Raw genomic sequence first — 18495 nt, 5'->3', positions numbered from 1 at the left:
ATTCCGACGGCAATGGCCAGAATGACGGCTCGTCCGGGGCTTCCAACAATCATTCGCCCCGGCTCAGCCTCCCGGCCCCGCGCCGTACTCCCCTACGACAATGCAACCGAACACCTCGCCCGGCGCGATCCGCTCGATCGGCAACGACTGGTCCGTCTCCGCGGTCACCGCGGGCTTTCTCGCGGTGCTGATTTCCTACGCGGGCCCGCTCGCGATCTTCTTCCAGGCGTCGCAGGCCGCGCATGCGTCCAACGAGATGGTGGCTTCGTGGGTCTGGGCGATCTCGATCGGCGCGGGCGTGTCGGGGCTGTTCGCGAGCTGGAAACTGAAGGTACCGATCGTGACCGCATGGTCGGCGCCCGGTACCGCGCTGCTGGTCGGCCTGTTTCCGCAACTGACGCTGAACCAGGCCGTCGGCGCGTACATCACGGCCGCGCTGATCATCCTCGTGATCGGCATCACCGGCTATTTCGACCGGCTCGTGCGCCACATTCCGCGCGGCATCGCGTGCGGGATGATGGCCGGCATCCTGCTGCCGTTCGGCATGCACGCGTTCTCCGCCGCGACCGCGCAGCCGGTGCTCGGGTTCGGGATGATCGCGGCGTACGTGATCTTCAAGCGCCTGCTGCCGCGCTACAGCATCGTGCTCGTGCTGCTGACGGGCGCCGCGCTCGCCACGCTGCTCGGCATGGCGCATCTCGGCAACGTGTCGCCGAGCATCGCGCGGCCGATCTTCATCGCGCCCGAATGGACGCTCGGCACGACGCTCAGCCTCGCGCTGCCGCTCGTGGTCGTGAGCCTCACCGGCCAGTTCCTGCCGGGCATGACGATCCTGCGCGTATCGGGCTATCACACGCCCGCGCGGCCGATCATCGCCGCGACCAGCGTGATGTCGCTCGTCGTCGCATGCTTCGGCGGGATCACGATCGTCGTCGCGGCGATCACCGCGGCGCTGTGCACCGGCAAGGATTCGCATGAGGATCCGGACCGGCGCTACATCGCGGGCATCGCGAACGGCGTGATCTATCTGGTCGGCGGGCTCTTCGCCGGGACGATCGTCACGCTGTTCTTCGCGCTGCCGAAAGCCTTCGTCGCGATCCTCGCGGGGCTCGCGCTGATCGGTGCGATCGGCGCGAACGTGCACGGGATCTTCGAGGACGAGGATCATCGCGAAGCGTCGGTGATCACCTTCCTCGCGACCGCATCGGGGATGACGTGGCTCGGGCTCGGGTCCGCGTTCTGGGGGATCGTGATCGGGTCGGTGGCGTATGCGGTGTTGAGCAGGGTGCGGGGGCGTCGGGACGTTTGAGCAGGCTCACCATGCCCGCGGCGACAGCACTTCCGTCGTATCGGCGAATCGCAACGCACCCTGACCCGTCGTTCAGTTCGATACGTTCACTTCGCACGGCGATTCCTTGACCTGCCCGGTGCCGTGCCGTTGTCGGCGAGCGGATCGGCGTCGCTCTGTCCGGTCGCCGAGACATTTTGCATCGCCCCCCTGCCGCCGCGAGAATCAGTGCGAGGAACTCGCGCGAGGCCAGAAACGACAGGAACTGGAACTTCTTCATGCGTTATTCCGGAAACGGATCTGGCTTATCGCGCGACGACGATCTCGACACGCCGGTTCTGCGCTCGGCCCTGCACGGTTCGGTTGTCGCCGACAGGATCGGCATCGCCCTTGCCTGCGGCTTCGAGACGATTCGCCGGCACACCCTCGGCTTGCAGCATCTGCATGACCTGAATCGCCCGCTCTTCCGACAGCACCTGATTCGACGCGAAATGACGGCTGCGGATCGGCACGCTATCGGTATAACCAAGAACGGCTACCTTGCCGGGCACCTTGGAAATTTCGCCGGCGATCTTTGAAATCAGCGGGTTCATCGATGGCTGGACCGACGCGCCGCCAGGCTTGAACATCGCATCACCGCGGAATGTCACGGCGCTGCGGTGGGCATCTTCGTCGACGCTAACGGTGCCGGCGGCGATTTCATCCTTGAGCAACTGCCTGAGGTTCAATTGCGGTGGTGCGGGTGGCGGTGTCATGGCGCCGATCGTGGCAATCTGCTTCTGCACTTCCGTGGCACGGTTCATCAACTCGTACTTGAACCAGCCGAACAGGCCGAGAAGGATCACGGACAGGACGGTTACGGTGATCCACACAGGGAAATCGTAGAACGACAGGTGCTTGCCTTTTGCGGTCGATTGCCAGTGCGGAGACAAGGCCATCGGCACGGGTTCGCGTTGCGATGTGATGACGTTGTAGAGCCGCTGGCGGATCGCGTCGTGTTTGCGCTTGCCGTCGGTTACGCCTCGGTAGCGGCCTTCGAATCCGAGACTGAGAATTCGGTAAATCACTTGCAGCAAGTCCCGATGCTCGTGGGGGGCCTCCAGCAACCGGCCGATCAGCAAATAGACCTTGTCGCCGCCCTTGAGATCTCCGTGGAAAGTGGTCGCAAGCCCCCCTTGGATCCACTCGATCGCAGATGAGCCCTCCTTGCCCCATGCGGTTCGCGTTGCGGCTTCGTCCAGTGCCGTGCACAGGCAGTAGCTTGCGCCGATCATGTGATCGCGACGAATGCTTGCCTGCTCGCACAACCTCTCGAATACGCGCATCTCCTGTTCCAGCAACGACTTTAACCGGGCAATGGCCTGGTTCGACTTCAACTTATCGGGCATGTCTGCCTGGGCGCGGAGCAAAACACGGGATGCCTCCAACAACGGATTCCGTGCCTCACGAACCCCAGCCAACCGCTGGTCAAACGGCTCCGACGGGGGGTGTTCTGGAACCGCCTTTGCGAAAGTATGTCCATCGCTGAAAGCAGCCGGGACGCTGGCCGATGATCCACCTTTTTCTTCAGCGGCAGACTGTTCCTTAGCCGCATCCGCTGGAAAATTCATTGTCGCCATGGGTTAGCCTCCAGCGTCCGCCGCGACACTGCCGATTAGCGTACAACCGCATTCCGTGCGATTACCGTGCATCGCCACGCGTCGGTTGCCGATGGTGAACGTCGGATGTGCTTCGACGATCCGGTTGACCCCGTGCGGACGACCGTCCGGATATTTTTCCGGGCAATCGACCAAGTCATCCAGCCGGGCGATCTGCCGGCCGCCGATGGTATGCGTTTCCGAGCCGCTGATGACTCGGCCCCCGTGCGAGGTCGTATCGCCGACCACGATGATTTTCAGCGCCATGTTGATTTTCCGAGTCAATGACGTGTCAAGATTGCGCGCGCAATCCAGCTTCACTCCCGCGCTTGAGTTCGCGCCATACCCATCCGGGTATCTGATCCACCATCGCGTCGAATCCCTCGCCCGTTCGACGACGCGCCGTCAGTGCGTCGCGAATGTACCGGTGCCGATCAAAACCTGCTCCGTAGCGGTACGAGTAGTTGCAATAGGCCAACCGGTCTCCGGGTTCGGTGAATCCCCATTCCAGCGCCCGTCGGTACCGGGGCTCGAATTCGGTGAAGCGGCTCCTGTAAGGCAGGCTTTCATCGATGTGTCCCAGATCGATCAGCGATGCGATGAGTTCATCTGGCTCGGTATGCGCCATCAGCTTATCAATATCCCTCTGGTCAAGCTCGATCATCACGGATCGGGAAATTCGCCCCACGTCGAGCGAATCATTCTCGACCGTCTGCCACTGCGCGTGACGCCCGCGATATTTGATCCGCTCGATCGGTGCCAGGAACACATCGGTGATCTGTTTACCCCACATATCGAGCACCGCACCCGTATTGCGAGGATCGAAGAATCGGACCATCGCGGTCATGCCGTCTCCGATCCCTGCGAACAGGAACGCGCGAAAATGCGCGGCTAGCTCCTGCAAACCGACACGGCTCCAGACAAGCGTGAGACACGGCGAGTGAAGGTCGATTCGATCCAGCTCGCTCACCCACGTTGCGGCCGGATCATCAATGCAGGTGAGAAATAGGGAAGCCGGCCCGAGTTGCTCTTCAGGAAGCCCCTCAAAGAGCGAAACGAACTGCGTGCCGGACTGCTCGAGCAAGGGCAAGATCCTTGCCGGGTTGACGGCGCCGTCGACCAGACCGAATGATTGCGCGCGTTGTTGCATATGGATGAATCCGTCCCCTGCCTCTATGCCCATGCGGCCTTGCTGATGTTCCCGGCAACCAGCGGTTCGGATTCGGAAGTCAGCCCCATATAAGCGATCCGCTTTTTGCCGCCCTCGAAGATCACGCGGGGCCAGCCATAACCACCCGGCGCGTATTCGTGAAACCAGGGCACGCGGAACCAGATGCGGCTGTCGTGGACATAGTCGTCGAGCAGATGGATGCTCGCCTTCTGGAGCCGGTTGGCTGCTTCCATCGACGCATGCTTTTTCAGAAAGTCGACGACGCCGCGCGCGGGCGCCGCCACGATGTCATTCGACGGGTTGAATACGCTGAAAATCGTGCTCCATGTCGATGCAAGCAGAATTCCGCTCTCGGCAAGCCTGACCTCGGGGGTATCACTGCCGGGCTGCTCGTGCTTCACCGAAAGTGTCGTCGTCGTACCCGTGTCCGGGTATTGTCGGAGTGCCGAGTCCATGCGTACGGTCACGGTTACCCTCCACTTCGATTCGCGATCCTCAGGATGCAAGTAGCCCAGCAGCAGGCGCATCTCCTCGGCGCCCTGGCGCAAATCGGTCTGCTCGTTGGTCGTGACATCCCATACCCCTTCGCCCGGACGCGCCGGAGCAGCATCCTCGGTGCCCGGGTGAGCCACCTCGCCACACATTGCCTCTGTGCGACGGTCGATCTCGAGATTCGTCGCCTTGATCTGCGCGTCCAACTCGATGATCCTGGGCATGTTGGCCGGATAGCGGTGGTTACCCGTTTCTTGGGACTTCTGCGCCTCCAACCGCGCACGCTTAGCCTTCAGCGTCTTCAGTTGCGGATCCGTCTTCTTTGCTTTCTCTAGTGCCTCGTCGACTTTGTAGGGGGTCATGCCGTCTTCCCTCGCCTTGAGGAAGAACTCCTGACTGGCCACGTATTCGGGTGTGTCCGGCTGCGCACGTAGCGTCCGCCATGCCAGCAGCTCGACCATGCCATGCTTGATCGCGTCCTCCATGCGCCCGATCGGCCCGGCGGTTTTTAGCCAGGCGTTGAACGCGGCGATCGTCTCGGGGAACAACGCGAAATCGGCCCTTCTTAACGGACTGTCGAGAATCTCGCCGCTTTTCATCATCGGCACGCCATATTTCAGCGTGTGGATGTACATGTCGTGCAGTGCGATCTGGCTGAGCTTGCCGCCGTCGCCCTTGTCGGGATCACGGCCCTTGCCCTGTTCGTTCGGCGCATAGCCACCGCCGACATCCGAATGCACACCGGGATAGGCAATTTCGTGGCGAATACCGAGTGGATAGGCTCCCCCTACCTCGCGTATTGAATCAACCGGGAAACTCATGCGCTGCTCGTGAATCGAGAACGCATGAACGCAGTAGCGGACCGAATCGGGAATGCGCATCGCGCCGTTGTTGGCAAAGGCGAAGTGTCCGTCGAACGACCCGATGTCGACGGTCGCGCGGGTCGAGTCAGGCGGGCCCACGGATGCGACGGTATCGAACAATCCCAGGAAATTCACCTGATACGGCAGCGCGTACTTACCGGCGAACTTGACGAGATTGCCCCCGGGTGCCCAACTGTTGACCAGCTTGTGGACGAATGCACGCGCGCCGGCAGCCCCACGGGAAAAGCCAATCACGTTAATCCAGATCTTTCTGATCGTCCCGGGGGGATGCTGGGCATCCACCGCGAGCTTGTGGGTCACGCCCAGTGTCTGGATCGGTTCGTCGAACCCGCTCATGTCGCCGTTTGCGGCCGCATCGCATAACGTATTTGCTTTGTCGCGGGAGATCAAAGGCAAGGTCTTGTCTGGCGCAATCGCATAGTAGACCGCATTCAGCACACGGACATAGCCCAAGACGCAGCGCGCGTTGAAGCCCTCAGCCATCGCCTTACCCATCTTCAGGTACGTTTCCTCACCGATCTCGGGTAGCGGCGTGCCGACGCCGGGAATGTAAAAGGCGAATATGCCATCCTCGTTCTTATCCAACGCCGCATTGAACAGCCGTGCGACATTGGTATGGCTACGACTGAGCGAGTCGCGCAGCGGGTTATCCGCCGCGTCATTGTTGTTCGTGCCGTCGAAGAACAGGCTGATCTGCAGCGTTTGCTGACACGACCGCGTTTCGTCATGCATCCGCAGAGCGCCCAGCTCATACGCGTCTTCGCTTTGCGAAAGCGGCAACCGGCCACCGTCCGGCATTGCTTCAGGCCATCGAATCGTCACCGCATTCCTCCCTTGTCAATCGTGAGCCGGCGGATAGCGCCTGTTCCATTCTTCATCGATCAGGCCCTGCGCGATGTACGGATCGTTGTCGGCTGGACGGTTGTTCGGGTTGTTTCCACCATCGCGATTGCCATCAGTCAACATGACGCGCACCCGATCTCCCGGTAAAAAGATCGCCCACGCATCACCGGTATTGCCACTGGTGTACGGCGCAATCTGCACGTTCTCCGCTTTGTACCAATAACCCCATTTCTTTCCGTCCGGTCTCTTCTTTTCCACCAGCCAGCGCACCGTCAGTCTCAGATCCGCTTGCCACTCGGTGGGCAGGCTCGTGCAACAGACTGCCTTGCCTCCTCCTGATGGCTTACCGTTTGGCTGGATCGGCATCACGTTCGGCCCGCCGCCCCGAATCCCGCTGCCCGTTGGCCCCGTCATCGCGAACGAGTGGATGTACCAGGGCGTGTAGTTCAGCGCCTTGGTATCCCCCGACAGCAGTGGCACCCGTTTCGGTACCTCGACTGCCACCTCCGGCCCTGCCGGTTGGCCACCGGCACACGCGCCCAACGACAAACACAGCCCCGCCAGCAAGCCGGTTCCCACCCCACGCCATCGAATCGTCACTGACTTTCCCTCCTCAATCGTGAGCCGGCGGATAACGCCGGTTCCACTCTTCGTCGATCACGCCCTGCGCGATATACGGATCGTTGTCGGCTGGACGGTTGTTCGGATTGTTCCCGCCCTCCCGATTGCCGTCGGTGATCATCACGCGCACCCGGTCTCCCGGCAGAAAGATGCCCCATGCATGATTGGCATTGGCACCGTCGTACGGCGCAATCCTCACATTCTCTGCCTTGTACCAGTAGCCCCATTTCTTTCCGTCCGGTCTCTTCTTCGTCACCAGCCAGCGCACCGTCAACGTCAGGTCTGCTTGCCATTCGAGCGGATAGCGCATACAGCACATTCCTCCCCCTTCTGACGGACGGCCATTCGCCTTGATCGGTAGCACGTTCGAACCGCCGCCACCAATCCCGCTCCCGGACGGCCCGACCATCGAAAACGTGTGGATGTACCACGGCGAATAGTTCTGCGCGAAAACATCCATGCCGCCACCCACCTTCACCGGGCGAGACACGTCTTCGGCAACAGTTACATTCGGTTGCCCGCCCGCGCACGCCATCAGCGACAAACACAGCGCCGCCAGCAAGCCGGTTCCCACCCCACGCAATCGAATCGTCACTTCGTGCTCCCTTCTCAATCGTGAGCCGGCGGATAACGCCGGTTCCATTCGTCGTCGATCACGCCCTGCGCGATGTACGGATCGTTGTGCGTCGGGCGAATGGTCGGGTTGTTTCCGCCATCTCGATTGCCATCTGTCAACATGACGCACACACGATCTCCCGGTAAAAAGATCGCCCACGCGTCTCCGGTATTGCCACTGGTGTAGGGCGCAATCCGCACGTTCTCCGCCTTGTACCAATAGCCCCATTTCTTTCCGTCCGGTCTCTTCTTTTCCACCAGCCAGCGCACCGTCAACCTCAGATCCGCTTGCCATTCGGTGGGCAGGCTGGTACAGCACTTTCCGCCACCTGTTGACGGCCTACCATCTGCCTTTACCGCCACCACATTCGCCCCCCCTCCCCCGATACTGCTACCAGAAGGTCCAAAAAGCGCAAAAGAATGGATGTACCAAGGCGTGTAGTTCAATGCCTTCGAATCCCCAGCCAGTAGCTGGACCTTTTTCGGCAATTCGAGTTGTACTGTTGCCCCTGTCGTCTGCCCGCCCGCGCAAGCACCCAATGACAGGCCAAGCACCGGCAGCATCCTCTTCAGGAAAACTCCCAACTGTGAGAAACAAGCGCAATTGACCACTATCGATCCGATGGTTGAGGTTATTGCCGTAGAACCAGCGCCGAACCACCTCTGGCGGCTTTGAGAAGACATTCGATGCAGATACTCTTCGGCGCAAGGCTGACCGGCGAGTCTTTCGGTCCCGGTAGCGAGTGAGTGGATGCAAACGCAACGAACTTGCCCGGCGTAAATATCTGCGCGCCACTGTCGTCAAGCACCATGCGGGTCTTGCCGCCTTGCAGTTCCAGCTTTTCAACGCCCGTGATCTGGATGACTTTCGTCAGTAACTGGATAGACTTCGCGGACTCCAGCTTGATCGAACTGGTCAACGCGTGAAGAACGATGTCGCCCAGCGCGGCCGAGATCCTGATAGCCGCCCGGTGGGCAAACAGGCTGATCGTGTCGCGCACGCTCGCAAAGAAACTTCGACCGCTCGCGACGCCGACATGCCCCTCGCTCGTCAATGCGACCTGTTGCGCGGCCACATGCACCGTAGCAGGCGTCGTGATTTCAACACCCGCCTTACCATCGATCATCAGATGGGGCTCAGAAAATTCCGGGAACGGATTTCCATCGCGTGCGACGCCACGGATCTGGTCGTTCTGCGCTTCAATCGTCTTCGCGAGGTCCGACTGGTGTCCGTCGGTCTCCTGGGCTTGAGCCTCCTGGGCAGCCTGGCTCATCGCGACATGCAGGCTCTGTGCAACTTCGAGCCGCCGGATCGCTTCCGACATGGCCTTGGCATGGCCCTGCGCATTAGGACGGCCTTCCGTCGTGAGCAACATGCCCGTCGCCGCGCGAAAGACGCCGTCCCCATCGGTACGCAATTCAACGCCCCGACCGCGCTCGTCCTGCCGCCCGGCATTCCCCGCGATACGCGTGATGTACCCCAAATTCAACTGCGAGGCGCCTTCGTCACTCGACAGGTGCGCCTGAATTTTTCCGTTCGTGTCGTCGAAAGCAAGCGTATTCGCCCGCCGAGCGCCGATCTCCTTGCTGCGAATTCCGGCAAGCGTCTGGTTCTCCGGCAAAGCAAATGGCGGCATGTTGAACGCATTCGCCGCACTTCCCACGATAACCGGCAGGTCCGGATCGCCATTCGCGAACGCAACTTCAACCTCATGGCCCCGACGCGGCAGGAAGATCCCGCCGAACTGATCGCCATGCCACGCACCGGCAACGCGCACCCAGCAACTCGAACGTTCATCGTTGTCGCCGAGCCGATCCCACAGAAACTGCAACTTCACCCGGCCGTACGCATCCGTCCAGATCTCCTGGTTCTCCGGACACGTCACAACGGCATATTCAACACCGGTAATACGCGGCTTTGCGATCGAGCACAGCAGCCGGAACGGCTCATGAGTCGGCTGCAACACGAAGTCCGCTTCGCAGTGGTATCGCTGACCGGAACCTGACGCCTCGCCGACCTCTTCGATCGTCAGCATCGCGGAGATAACCGCGTATTCACAGTTGCCGGTGCGCTGCGGATAGTGCGAAAGCACAAAGGTCTGTCCGGCGACCAGCCCACGCAGGTTGCCCTGTCCGGAGGCTCTGATCCCCTGACAGCGATACGCCTGCATCTGCACGAGCGTCAGGTATTCGGCTTCGGTCCGCGGTTCGTTGGGCGCGCCCGACAAACCGCCCGAACCGGCCTGAGGCTGCGCATAATCGGCCCACGTGTAATGTTCCTGATTGGCGAGCCCCGTATTGCGCGGGTCTTCTCGCGCAACCGTCAAGTTTGCGCGCGGCCGGGCGTAGTCGTAGTCGACACTGGTCACCGCACCTGTCGTCAACGCATTCGAGACCGACAGCGCATGAATATGCTCCTCGTCAATACGCCGGCTATTGGGAGCCTCGTAGCGGATCGTCGAATAGGCATCGCCGTGTGGCTTGAGCGCGGCTATCGTATCGCACAGCACGAGACGGTGCTTCCCCTCGTCATGCTCGAAGAAGTAGAAGATGCCCCACTCCTCCCACAACCGCTGCAGGAACGTCCAATCGCTTTCCTGGTGCTGGCGCTGGATGTCCCGCTTGGGCCAGGTCTTGTTCGGACGCGGCGGCGTCAGTCGTTTGTCGACAGGGAACAGGTAGGACGAGAGCACCGCATCGGTGATCTCGATCACGGACATATCCTGGAAGATGCGGCAATCGCAATTCTTCGTCGCCAGCCAGAGCCACGGTCGAAGCGTGACCGCGTACACGATCGATCGACCGTCTTCTCGCAGAATGGATGCGTGGGTGACGATGCCGGTGATCTCGCGCGTGCCTGCGCCGATGTTCGCCATTCCTGTATTGCCGGCAAGGCCGCGAACGAAATGTCCCACACCTTCGAGCTGAATCGAGACGGTCAGTTCGGTGCCGATCAGCTTGTCGAGATCGATATTCGCGGCAATGCCCTGCGAGAACCCGAGTTCATCCGGAGTTTTCATCTCGAGCGTGTACTCGAACAGCTCGCCGAGTGTTTCGCCGCCCGTAAGCTTCACCGCCGTGAGGATCGGACGATCACCGTACATCGGCAGGGCCGCGCCGGAAATCGACAACGTCCGTGGTGAGTCAAACAGCGCCATTCCGGCACCTCCGTTGAATCGCTCGGATCATTGACCGTCCGTCGTGCATTCGACATATGACGGATAGCATTCCTTATTTCCAACCATTAACGTGAAAACAACCCGACAACATCATCAGAAAAATCAGATGGGTGATCGCCACCACAACCCTCTTGAACATATATCCTCACTTAATTAAGTCGCGCCGATGCGCGCACGCCCCACAACTCAAGCCTCGACGACGGGCACTCGCCCGCCACATGCAACGCGATGCCAGCGTGACGCACGACTTCCTCCCAAAGCGGCCCACCTTGCGTCAATTCGTAATGGATGTAGTCCGCGTTGGTATCGTCGACAACCGGCGTCAGATACAGATGCGGCGGCGTATGCCGATAAGGCGCATGTGTGTCGAGCGGCCGACGCGTATCCGTGCGCAGATGCGTCGACAGTTCGCCCGCCATGCCGGGCGGCCGCAAGCCGTTGACGCACGTCGTCGAGTTCTCTCGGCGTGGCATGGTGAGACAGCGCCACGCGTGCGCACGCGGTATCGAGCACGCTGATCGCCTTGTCCGGCAACTGACGCGACGGGATGTAACGGTGAAACAACGTCACCGCACCGCGAATCGCCTCGTCACGCGCCACTCCGCCGTGATGCGCGGAGAACGTTTGCACGAGCCCCCGCACCCTATCGACGGCAACAGCCTCGGACGGCTCCGCGACTTGGAGAACCTGAAAGCGTCGGGTCGATGCGGGATCTTTCTCGATATACCGCTTGTACCGGGCCCAGGTCGTCGCACCAATCGTGCGCAGCGTGCCGCGCGCCAGCGCCGGCTTCAGAAGGTTGGCTGCGTCGCCCGTGCCGGCCTGACCGCCTGCACCGATCAGCGTGTGGATTTCGTCGATGAACAGGACGAGCGGCGCAGGCGACTTCGCGGGCGCCGCCGATTCAATATCTCCGTAAAGCCGGCCCGCTGGCTTACCGAATAGCGCTTGGCGAAACATGGTCATGGTGATTTTCGTTGTTGGCCGCGATGCCTCCAAGCACCATGCAGCATCTGTCAGGACTGCTATGCAGACTGCCTTCCAGACGGCCTCCGGAAGCACTGGCACACACCCTTTCTCTTCAATTCGACTCAATCGGCCAATCAAATCGAAACCGCATTATCGGCACGAATTACAACCTCCGTCAATGCGTCAAGTCCGGAATATTCCCCGAGAACGCTACCGAACCCCTTTTGAAACATCTCCGTCAACCCAGCACACAACATCAGCTCGGCTCTCGATCAGACACCCAACCGATCATTCGCAACACACCCTCGCAAGCCGTTGTTATTTTGAGATAAATTCATTTTTCTCGCGAACCCAAGGTCATCACGACATAGATATTTTTTTACTGCAAACGCATTAGATTCATTTTTCGACCTTGTTTTACATTTCAAATTCAATCTCAAAAACACCTCGACTGGACTCGTTTGAACTCGCCCGCACGATTATTTCCATCTCAATAACCGATCGATGCATCTCGACACCTATCTGCCTGACCTCTCGCCATTGACTCGAACTGCACCTGTTGAATGTCGCGAGTACGCACGTGAAGGCAACGTCGGACGTCGCACACGTTTTCGTGGATGGCATTGACGGCCTGAATGCAGACGGTGCGCAGCCCGATCCCGGTACGACTGAAGCGGGCCGAGCAATTCGTTGGCAAACGCCACGTCGAGGTGGTCAATGCGATTCCGGGTGAGCCTCCTTGCACAAGGGGACCGGAGGGATAGCTTGGAATAGCGTCGGAAATCGCGCTCACGACCACCGGTATCACGCTGGCGCTGCGTGCCCGCGCATCAGCGCCGCAAGCGCCTCCGCCGGTGTCGTCGTGCCATACACCCGCTCCGACACACCGGCCTCGACGTCGATCTGCCCCGCGTTGTGCACGTCGTACAGATCGACGATCAGCTGCGCATGACGCTCGCTGAGCCCCGCGCGCAACAGCGTCGCGGTCCATGCGTCGCGCGGCAGTTCGCGTGCGACGATCTCGCGGTCGGCCGCCCTGCCGAGCCAATCCGCGATGTCCCGCACACTCACGCGCCGCGGCCCTTCGATGCTGACGATACGCGGCCCGTTGCCGGTGTCGGCGGAATCGAGCAGCAGCCGTGCCGCCGCGACACCCACATCGGGCGCCCAGACCGTCGGAAACGCCTTGTCGACCGGATGGTGAAAGCTCGGCAGCACGCCGGTTGCGAGTGCGACGGGCAGCACGCGCGTCCAGTTCTGCAGGTGTTCGGCCGAGCGCAGCAGCGTGAGCCGTGTCGGAACCGTCTTCAGCTTTACTTCCAGACGATGAAAGAGCCGCGTGATGCCCGTGTTGCCGTCACGCTCCGCGCCGTAGTCCGACAACGCGAGCAGCGCCGACGGCGGATTCGCGGCGAGCGCGCCGGTCACGATGTCGATCGTCCGCACCATCGTCGCGGCCGGGTCGCTGTCGGCGACCGGCACCGGGCACAGCATCTGCACCGCATGCGCGCCATCGATCGCCGCGGCAACCGCGCGTGCGTCCGTCAGGTCGGCGATCGCGACGTCGCAGCCGAGTTGCGCGAAGCGTTCGCGCTGGCGTGCGTCGCGCAGCACCGCGCGCACGGAATGACCTGCGTGGCGCAGGGTCGTCACGGTCGACCAGCCGACGTTGCCTGATGCTCCGAAAATCACGAACACGATCTGCTCCTGGGGGATGAAGGTGAGGGGATTGTCGGCGCTCGCAACCCACGTGGCGCGCACGCACGGATGAACCGGACAGGAACGGATGACGGATCAGGCGGTTGCCGAGTTCGTCCGCGACGTGGCCGGACGCGGCGACTGTCCGGCAGGCTGTCGGACGATTGCCTTGAGGCCTGACCGGATGTCGCCGGCCAAACTGCGGCAGTCGGAAACAACGCCTTGCCTGCGCGCGACGGATAGTGGGCTCGCCAGCCGGCGTCCCGCGCGGGGAACCCATCCGGCACGACCGTCGATCAACGGTCCTCGCCGTCATGAGCGAGCCTCAGCCCACCCCGCGCCCCCGACCGCGCGATCTCCATCGGCGTCGCGCCCAGCACGCGATTCATCCAGTTCGCCATGTGGCTCTGATGCGCAAACCCGGCTTCGAGCGCGACCTGGCTGATGCTGAGCCGACCCTCGAGCAGCAACGCCTTCGCACGCTCGACCCGGCGCCGCACCACGTACTGATGCACCGGCATCCCGACCGTCTCGCGAAACAGCACCTTGAAATGCGGCACGCTGATCGACACGACCGCCGCAAGCTCGGCAAGCGTCATCCGGTGCTCGAGATTGGCCTCGACATAGTCGATCACGCGCGCCGCCACCTTCGGCGCGAGCGTGCGCCGCCGCTCGCGAAACGCCGGCTGGCTGTCGACCAGCCGCGCGACGAGCGCCGTGCACAGGCTCTCCGCATAGAGCGGGTCCGACGCGTCTTCCGCTTCGAGTTCGGCGGCCATCGCCCACGCGATGTGCTGCAGGCGCGGATCGCGCACCTGCAGCCGCCGGCGGATCTGCGCCTGCGACGGCTTCAGCTCGAGTTGCTCGAACGTGCGCCGCACGAACGTGTCGCTGAGTCCGATGTGCAGGATCCGGCAGTCGGCGCTGTCGGTCCACTGGCCCGGCAGGCCGGCGGGAATCACGTCGACGTCGCCGTGCGCCTGGATGCGCGACACGCGTTCGCCGTCGCACACGCAATCCGCGCGCACGGGCGAACCGATATGCACGCCGATGCGGTGATGCTCGGCGGCCGGGATCCGGTAGGTGCCCGCGCGAATCTCCAGCAGCGACGCGCCGAAGCCGCGCCAGCCAAGCCCGCGGCTGGAGCGCAGGCTGACCGGCACGCCGTTGTCGGTCGGCGCGGCGAGAATCGGATCGCTCATGGTTCCCCTCCACCAGATCGGGTGTCGATCGCGCATTGTGACGCTTTTCCGGGCCGCCTGCCGGGCTTGCACGGCCATGCCCGCGCCGCGCGGAAAAAGATCATCCGTTCCTGCTCCGGCCCATCCGTGCGTGCGCGCCGACGGGCGCCGCGCCGCTTACGATGGCCTCATCCGACACCTACGGAGACCGTCATGCCCCATTACCGCCCGCAACGCGCGGCGTTCAACCCGGCTTCACCGTCCCGCGCCGCCCGCCGCCCGTCCCGCCTCGCCTCCCGCAACGACCGGACCGCCCTCGCGGCCTGGTGCCTGCGCATGATCGGCTGGTATCGGCTCGAGCGGCTGCTCGCGTCGATTCCCGACAGCAACGACGACTTCGGGATCGTTTGACCGTCGCGACACGCGGCACGCACACGCCGCCCTCATCGGCCTACTTGCGCCGCCGCTCGTGCGGCGCCACCGTCGCGCCGTCGATCACCGGCGCGCCCTGCTTGATCAGGAAGTCGCGAAACAGCCCCGTCACCTGCGAGATCCGCCGGTCGGCGAGCGTGACCACATACCATTCGCGCTCGATCGGGTTGCCCGGAAACGGCAACTGCCCGAGCAGCCCCGTACGCAACTCGAGTGCACACGCGTGCAACGACAGGAACGCGACGCCGAGCCCCGCTTCGGCCATCTGCTTGATCGCCTCGTTGCTCGACAGTTCGGAGCCCACATGGAAGCGGTAGCCGGCCGTCTTGAACAGGCTCTCGACCGTGGAACGCGTGCCTGCGCCGCGTTCGCGCACGAGCAGGTGCGCGGATTCGAGATCCTTCAGCGCGACGCGCTTGCGCTGCATCAGCGGATGGCCGGGCGCCGCGACGAACACCATCGGATGCTTCGCGAACTCGACCGCGTGCGTGCGCAGCTCCTTCGGCGCGCTGCCCATCACCGCGAGATCGATTTCATGCGTCGCGAGCATGCGGATGATGTCGTCGCGATTGCCGACCTTGAAATAGGTCTTCACGTGCGGACGCGTCGCGGTGAATTTCACCAGCAGCGGCGGGATCAGGTACTCGGCCGTCGTGATCGCGCCGATCCGCAACGTGCCGCCGAGATCGCCCGTCAGCGCGGCCACCTCGTCGCCGGCCTCGCTCCACAGATGGAGGATCTCGCGCGCATAGCGCGACACGATTTCACCGGCCGCGGTCAGCTGCACGCCGCGCCCCACCCGCTGCAACAGCGCGGCGCCCACCGCCTCCTCGAGCAGGCGAACCTGCAGCGACACGGCCGGCTGCGTCAGGTTCAGCTCCTCGGCCGCGCGCGACACGCTGCCGAGCCGCGCAATCATGTCCAGCGCCTTCAGCTGCCGGAACGTCGCGGTCTTTCCTATAAGTGAATACATATGAGTCGCTTATAAACATTAAATTGTTCGCGTAGGTTCAAAACTATATCGTCGGTTCTTGAGCAATGTCATCCGAATCGTCATCAGCGGGAGCCACAACATGGACAACATCACGCCTACCCTTGCAACGGATCGCGCACCGCGCGTGCCGCGCATCGTGATCGTCGGCGGCGGCGCCGGCGGCCTGCAGCTCGCCACGCGCCTCGGCGACACGGTCGGCCGCCGCGGGCAAGCCGACGTCGTGCTCGTCGACCGCTACCCGACGCACTTCTGGAAGCCGCTGCTGCACGAAGCCGCCTCGGGCCATCGCGATCCGGCCTCGCACACGATCGAATACGCGGCGCAGGCGAAGCGCCACGGCTTCCGCTTCGTGCAGGGCGCGCTGCAGCGGGTCGACCGCGCGGCACGCACGGCGACGATCGCCGCGGTGCAGGACGCGGACGGCACGGAGATCCTGCCGCAGCGCGAGCTCGGCTACGACGATCTCGTGCTGGCCGTCGGCAGCGTGACGAACTTCTTCAACGTGCCGGGCGCCGCGCGCCACGCGTTGCCGCTCGAAAACCTCGACCAGGCCGAGGACTTCCGCCGCAAGTTCCTCGCCGCCTGCACGAAGGCGAACCACCTGGCCGAGCAGCAGCCGGCGCGGCACGCGGCACCGATCTGCATCAATGTGATCGGCGCGGGCGCGACGGGCGTCGAACTGGCCGCGGCGCTGCGCCATGCGATCCAGCAGCTGACGACGTATCGCTTCAAGGCGCTGGTGTCCGCACGCGACGTGCACATCCGGCTGATCGAAGGCGGCCCGCGCATCCTGCCGGCGCTCGACGCCAGGCTGTCGGCCAAGATGCACGCGCAACTGCGCACGCTGAACGTCGACGTGCTGACGGATACGCGCGTCGCGGAAGTCGGCGCGGACGCCGTCACGACCGCGGCCGGCGAGCGGCTCGCGAGCGACATCACGATCTGGGCGGCCGGCGTCGCGGGCCCCGCGATCCTGCGGGAACTCGGCGACATCGCGCTCAACCGGTCGAACCAGGTGATCGTGACCGACACGCTGCAGACACCCGACGATCCGCACGTGTATGCATTCGGCGACTGCGCCGCGTGCCCGTCGGCCGATGCGAGCGGTTTCCTGCCGCCGCGCGCGCAGGTCGCGCATCAGCAGGCCGTGTACCTGGGCGAAGCGCTCGCGCGCCGCCTCGCCGGCAAGGCGGTGGCGGGTTTCACGTTCCGCGACGCGGGCACCGTCGTGTCGCTCGGCCAGGCCGGCGCGGTGTATCAGGCCGACCTCGGCGTGCGTTCGCGCTCGCTGATCGTCGACGGGCTCGCCGCGATCGGCCTGTACAAGTTCCTGTATCGCAAGCACCTGTTCAGCGTGTACGGACTGAAGCGCGCGCTGTTCCAGTCGCTGAGCCACTGGCTGCAAAGCCGCAACCAGCCGTCGATCAAGCTGCACTGATCGCTGATTCGCACACGGCATCGCAAGACGGCGTATCGGGCGCACCTCGCCCGATACGCCGTTTTCTATTTGCACACATCCGGTGCATTCACGTCATGCGCGCGTTTGGTGCATGACATTGAAGGCCGTCGATACGATGCGAATCATCCGGAAAACATGGCATCGCGCGCATCCCGCGCCAGCTCTGGCTTGTCACCCGATTCATTAGCCAAATCGTATGAGTCGGATATAAATATTAATTGGTTTCAATTTCCGGATCGACGCTAAGGTGTGGGGCATTCCCGTCCGCGAACGGATCGTCACGTCTCAGGAGAGGAATCACCGTGGTCATCGAAGCCATCGTCACCCGTCTCGACGCCGCATTCGCGCAGATCGAAGCCACACCGGATTCGCACGAATCGCGCAACCAGCGCGATGCGATCATCCAGTGGCTCGACAGCGCGTCGGAGCAAGGATATCGACTCGGTCTCGTCACGACGTTGCCGGCCGCCCGGCTCAGCGACATGTTCGAAGGCCAGTTCGGCCGTGCGAACCTCGACCGCTTCTCGGTCGTCGTGACCGACGCTCATCAGCAGGACTCCGTAGCAAACCAGCATCCGTTCGACGTCGCGCTTCAGGCGCTGGGTGTACCGCCCGAGCGCGCGGTGGCGGTCGCGAGCAGCGAACCGGAACGCCGCGAAGCCGAGACGTTCGGCCTGTCGCGTTGCGTGCGCATCACCGACACGATGCGCTCGATCGCATCGGCGGGCGTGCACTGACCTGAGTCGCTGCATACGGGCCGGCTCGCGCCGGCCGGTCGCGATCCGGCGCGATGCCGACGATTGCCCGACCGAATCCGCCCGGAAACGGGACGACGTGCATCCTGCCTCGCCCCCCCGCCCGCTTCAAGCCACGATGACATGCCCTTACCAGGCCGATTCGCGCGTTGCGGTGGTCGCGGACAAGCTGAAGATCGCAGCGGGGGACACGTCTGCGTCTGCGTCTGCGTCTGCGTCTGCGTCTGCGTCTGCGTCTGCGTCTGCGTCTGCGTCGTAGACAGAGTATGAGTATGAG

General features: G+C 62.9%; 15 protein-coding genes and 2 pseudogenes. 4 read left to right on the top strand and 13 right to left on the bottom strand.

What is annotated here, in order from left to right; translation table 11 throughout:
* Positions 1 to 100: 100 nt before the first annotated feature.
* Positions 101 to 1309 carry a benzoate/H(+) symporter BenE family transporter gene (locus U5771_RS30470; protein ID WP_322027403.1) on the top strand — a complete coding sequence of 403 codons (1209 nt, stop codon included), beginning with the start codon at positions 101 to 103 and terminating at the stop codon, positions 1307 to 1309.
* A gap of 284 nt (positions 1310 to 1593) precedes the next feature.
* On the opposite strand, the gene tssL is transcribed toward U5771_RS30470, so the two are convergent.
* The 12 genes and pseudogenes from tssL to U5771_RS30405 form a co-directional block, all read right to left on the bottom strand.
* Positions 1594 to 2898, bottom strand: coding sequence for a type VI secretion system protein TssL, long form (gene tssL / locus U5771_RS30465; protein WP_415859452.1), 1305 nt, complete (start codon positions 2896 to 2898; stop codon positions 1594 to 1596).
* Positions 2899 to 2910: 12 nt separating this feature from the next.
* Positions 2911 to 3192, bottom strand: a complete 282-nt coding sequence (locus U5771_RS30460) for a PAAR domain-containing protein (protein WP_322027401.1) — start codon at positions 3190 to 3192, stop codon at positions 2911 to 2913.
* A gap of 25 nt (positions 3193 to 3217) precedes the next feature.
* Positions 3218 to 4075 carry a DUF4123 domain-containing protein gene (locus tag U5771_RS30455; protein WP_322027400.1) on the bottom strand — a complete coding sequence of 286 codons (858 nt, stop codon included), beginning with the start codon at positions 4073 to 4075 and terminating at the stop codon, positions 3218 to 3220.
* Positions 4076 to 4098: 23 nt separating this feature from the next.
* Entirely contained in the window at positions 4099 to 6294 is a 2196-nt protein-coding gene (locus tag U5771_RS30450) for a DUF2235 domain-containing protein (RefSeq protein WP_322027399.1), read from the bottom strand.
* A gap of 15 nt (positions 6295 to 6309) precedes the next feature.
* A complete protein-coding gene (locus U5771_RS30445) occupies positions 6310 to 6915 on the bottom strand; it encodes a DUF3304 domain-containing protein (protein WP_322027398.1) in 606 nt (201 codons plus the stop codon).
* A 13-nt stretch (positions 6916 to 6928) separates the two neighbouring features.
* Entirely contained in the window at positions 6929 to 7531 is a 603-nt protein-coding gene (locus U5771_RS30440) for a DUF3304 domain-containing protein (RefSeq protein WP_322027397.1), read from the bottom strand.
* Between the two features lie 14 nt (positions 7532 to 7545).
* A complete protein-coding gene (locus tag U5771_RS30435; protein ID WP_322027396.1) occupies positions 7546 to 8115 on the bottom strand; it encodes a DUF3304 domain-containing protein in 570 nt (189 codons plus the stop codon).
* Between the two features lie 68 nt (positions 8116 to 8183).
* Positions 8184 to 10709, bottom strand: coding sequence for a type VI secretion system Vgr family protein (locus U5771_RS30430; protein ID WP_322027395.1), 2526 nt, complete (start codon positions 10707 to 10709; stop codon positions 8184 to 8186).
* 170 nt (positions 10710 to 10879) lie between these two features.
* Positions 10880 to 11152: pseudogene (gene tssK, locus U5771_RS30425) on the bottom strand (type VI secretion system baseplate subunit TssK); the annotation flags it as partial.
* A pseudogene (locus tag U5771_RS30420) lies at positions 11147 to 11654 on the bottom strand (type VI secretion system ATPase TssH); the annotation flags it as partial. The pseudogenes U5771_RS30420 and tssK, both read right to left, overlap by 6 nt.
* 849 nt (positions 11655 to 12503) lie before the next feature.
* Positions 12504 to 13397 (bottom strand): NAD(P)H-binding protein, encoded by an 894-nt coding sequence (locus tag U5771_RS30410; RefSeq protein WP_322027394.1) that lies wholly within the window; start codon positions 13395 to 13397, stop codon positions 12504 to 12506.
* A gap of 296 nt (positions 13398 to 13693) precedes the next feature.
* On the bottom strand, positions 13694 to 14599 hold the full coding sequence (locus tag U5771_RS30405) for an AraC family transcriptional regulator (protein ID WP_322027393.1): 906 nt from the start codon (positions 14597 to 14599) through the stop codon (positions 13694 to 13696).
* A 192-nt stretch (positions 14600 to 14791) separates the two neighbouring features.
* Here U5771_RS30405 and U5771_RS30400 point away from each other — a divergent pair, with 192 nt between their 5' ends.
* A complete protein-coding gene (locus U5771_RS30400; protein ID WP_322027392.1) occupies positions 14792 to 14989 on the top strand; it encodes a hypothetical protein in 198 nt (65 codons plus the stop codon).
* A gap of 40 nt (positions 14990 to 15029) precedes the next feature.
* On the opposite strand, the gene U5771_RS30395 is transcribed toward U5771_RS30400, so the two are convergent.
* Positions 15030 to 15983 (bottom strand): LysR family transcriptional regulator, encoded by a 954-nt coding sequence (locus tag U5771_RS30395; RefSeq protein WP_124487108.1) that lies wholly within the window; start codon positions 15981 to 15983, stop codon positions 15030 to 15032.
* Between the two features lie 100 nt (positions 15984 to 16083).
* Between U5771_RS30395 and U5771_RS30390 the strand changes: the two genes are divergently transcribed.
* Together U5771_RS30390 and U5771_RS30385 are read left to right on the top strand one after the other, a co-directional pair.
* Positions 16084 to 17442, top strand: a complete 1359-nt coding sequence (locus tag U5771_RS30390) for an NAD(P)/FAD-dependent oxidoreductase (protein WP_322027391.1) — start codon at positions 16084 to 16086, stop codon at positions 17440 to 17442.
* Positions 17443 to 17765: 323 nt separating this feature from the next.
* Positions 17766 to 18200 carry a phosphatase gene (locus U5771_RS30385; RefSeq protein ID WP_322027390.1) on the top strand — a complete coding sequence of 145 codons (435 nt, stop codon included), beginning with the start codon at positions 17766 to 17768 and terminating at the stop codon, positions 18198 to 18200.
* Positions 18201 to 18495: the final 295 nt, after the last annotated feature.

This window comes from Burkholderia sp. BCC1977 (assembly GCF_905339595.1).
GTDB lineage: Bacteria > Pseudomonadota > Gammaproteobacteria > Burkholderiales > Burkholderiaceae > Burkholderia.
Note: the sequence above shows the minus strand (reverse complement) of the source record. Positions and strands in the feature narration are given on the sequence as shown.

Excerpts from the sequence above, each read along its gene's own strand:
- U5771_RS30400 (WP_322027392.1), top strand. The coding sequence starts at position 14,792 with ATGCCCCATTACCGCCCGCAACGCGCGGCGTTCAACCCGGCTTCACCG.
- U5771_RS30405 (WP_322027393.1), bottom strand. The coding sequence starts at position 14,599 with ATGAGCGATCCGATTCTCGCCGCGCCGACCGACAACGGCGTGCCGGTC.
- U5771_RS30470 (WP_322027403.1), top strand. The coding sequence starts at position 101 with ATGCAACCGAACACCTCGCCCGGCGCGATCCGCTCGATCGGCAACGAC.
- U5771_RS30430 (WP_322027395.1), bottom strand. The coding sequence starts at position 10,709 with ATGGCGCTGTTTGACTCACCACGGACGTTGTCGATTTCCGGCGCGGCC.
- tssL (WP_415859452.1), bottom strand. The coding sequence starts at position 2,898 with ATGAATTTTCCAGCGGATGCGGCTAAGGAACAGTCTGCCGCTGAAGAA.
- U5771_RS30435 (WP_322027396.1), bottom strand. The coding sequence starts at position 8,115 with ATGCTGCCGGTGCTTGGCCTGTCATTGGGTGCTTGCGCGGGCGGGCAG.
- U5771_RS30395 (WP_124487108.1), bottom strand. The coding sequence starts at position 15,983 with ATGTATTCACTTATAGGAAAGACCGCGACGTTCCGGCAGCTGAAGGCG.
- U5771_RS30455 (WP_322027400.1), bottom strand. The coding sequence starts at position 4,075 with ATGCAACAACGCGCGCAATCATTCGGTCTGGTCGACGGCGCCGTCAAC.
- U5771_RS30460 (WP_322027401.1), bottom strand. The coding sequence starts at position 3,192 with ATGGCGCTGAAAATCATCGTGGTCGGCGATACGACCTCGCACGGGGGC.
- U5771_RS30390 (WP_322027391.1), top strand. The coding sequence starts at position 16,084 with ATGGACAACATCACGCCTACCCTTGCAACGGATCGCGCACCGCGCGTG.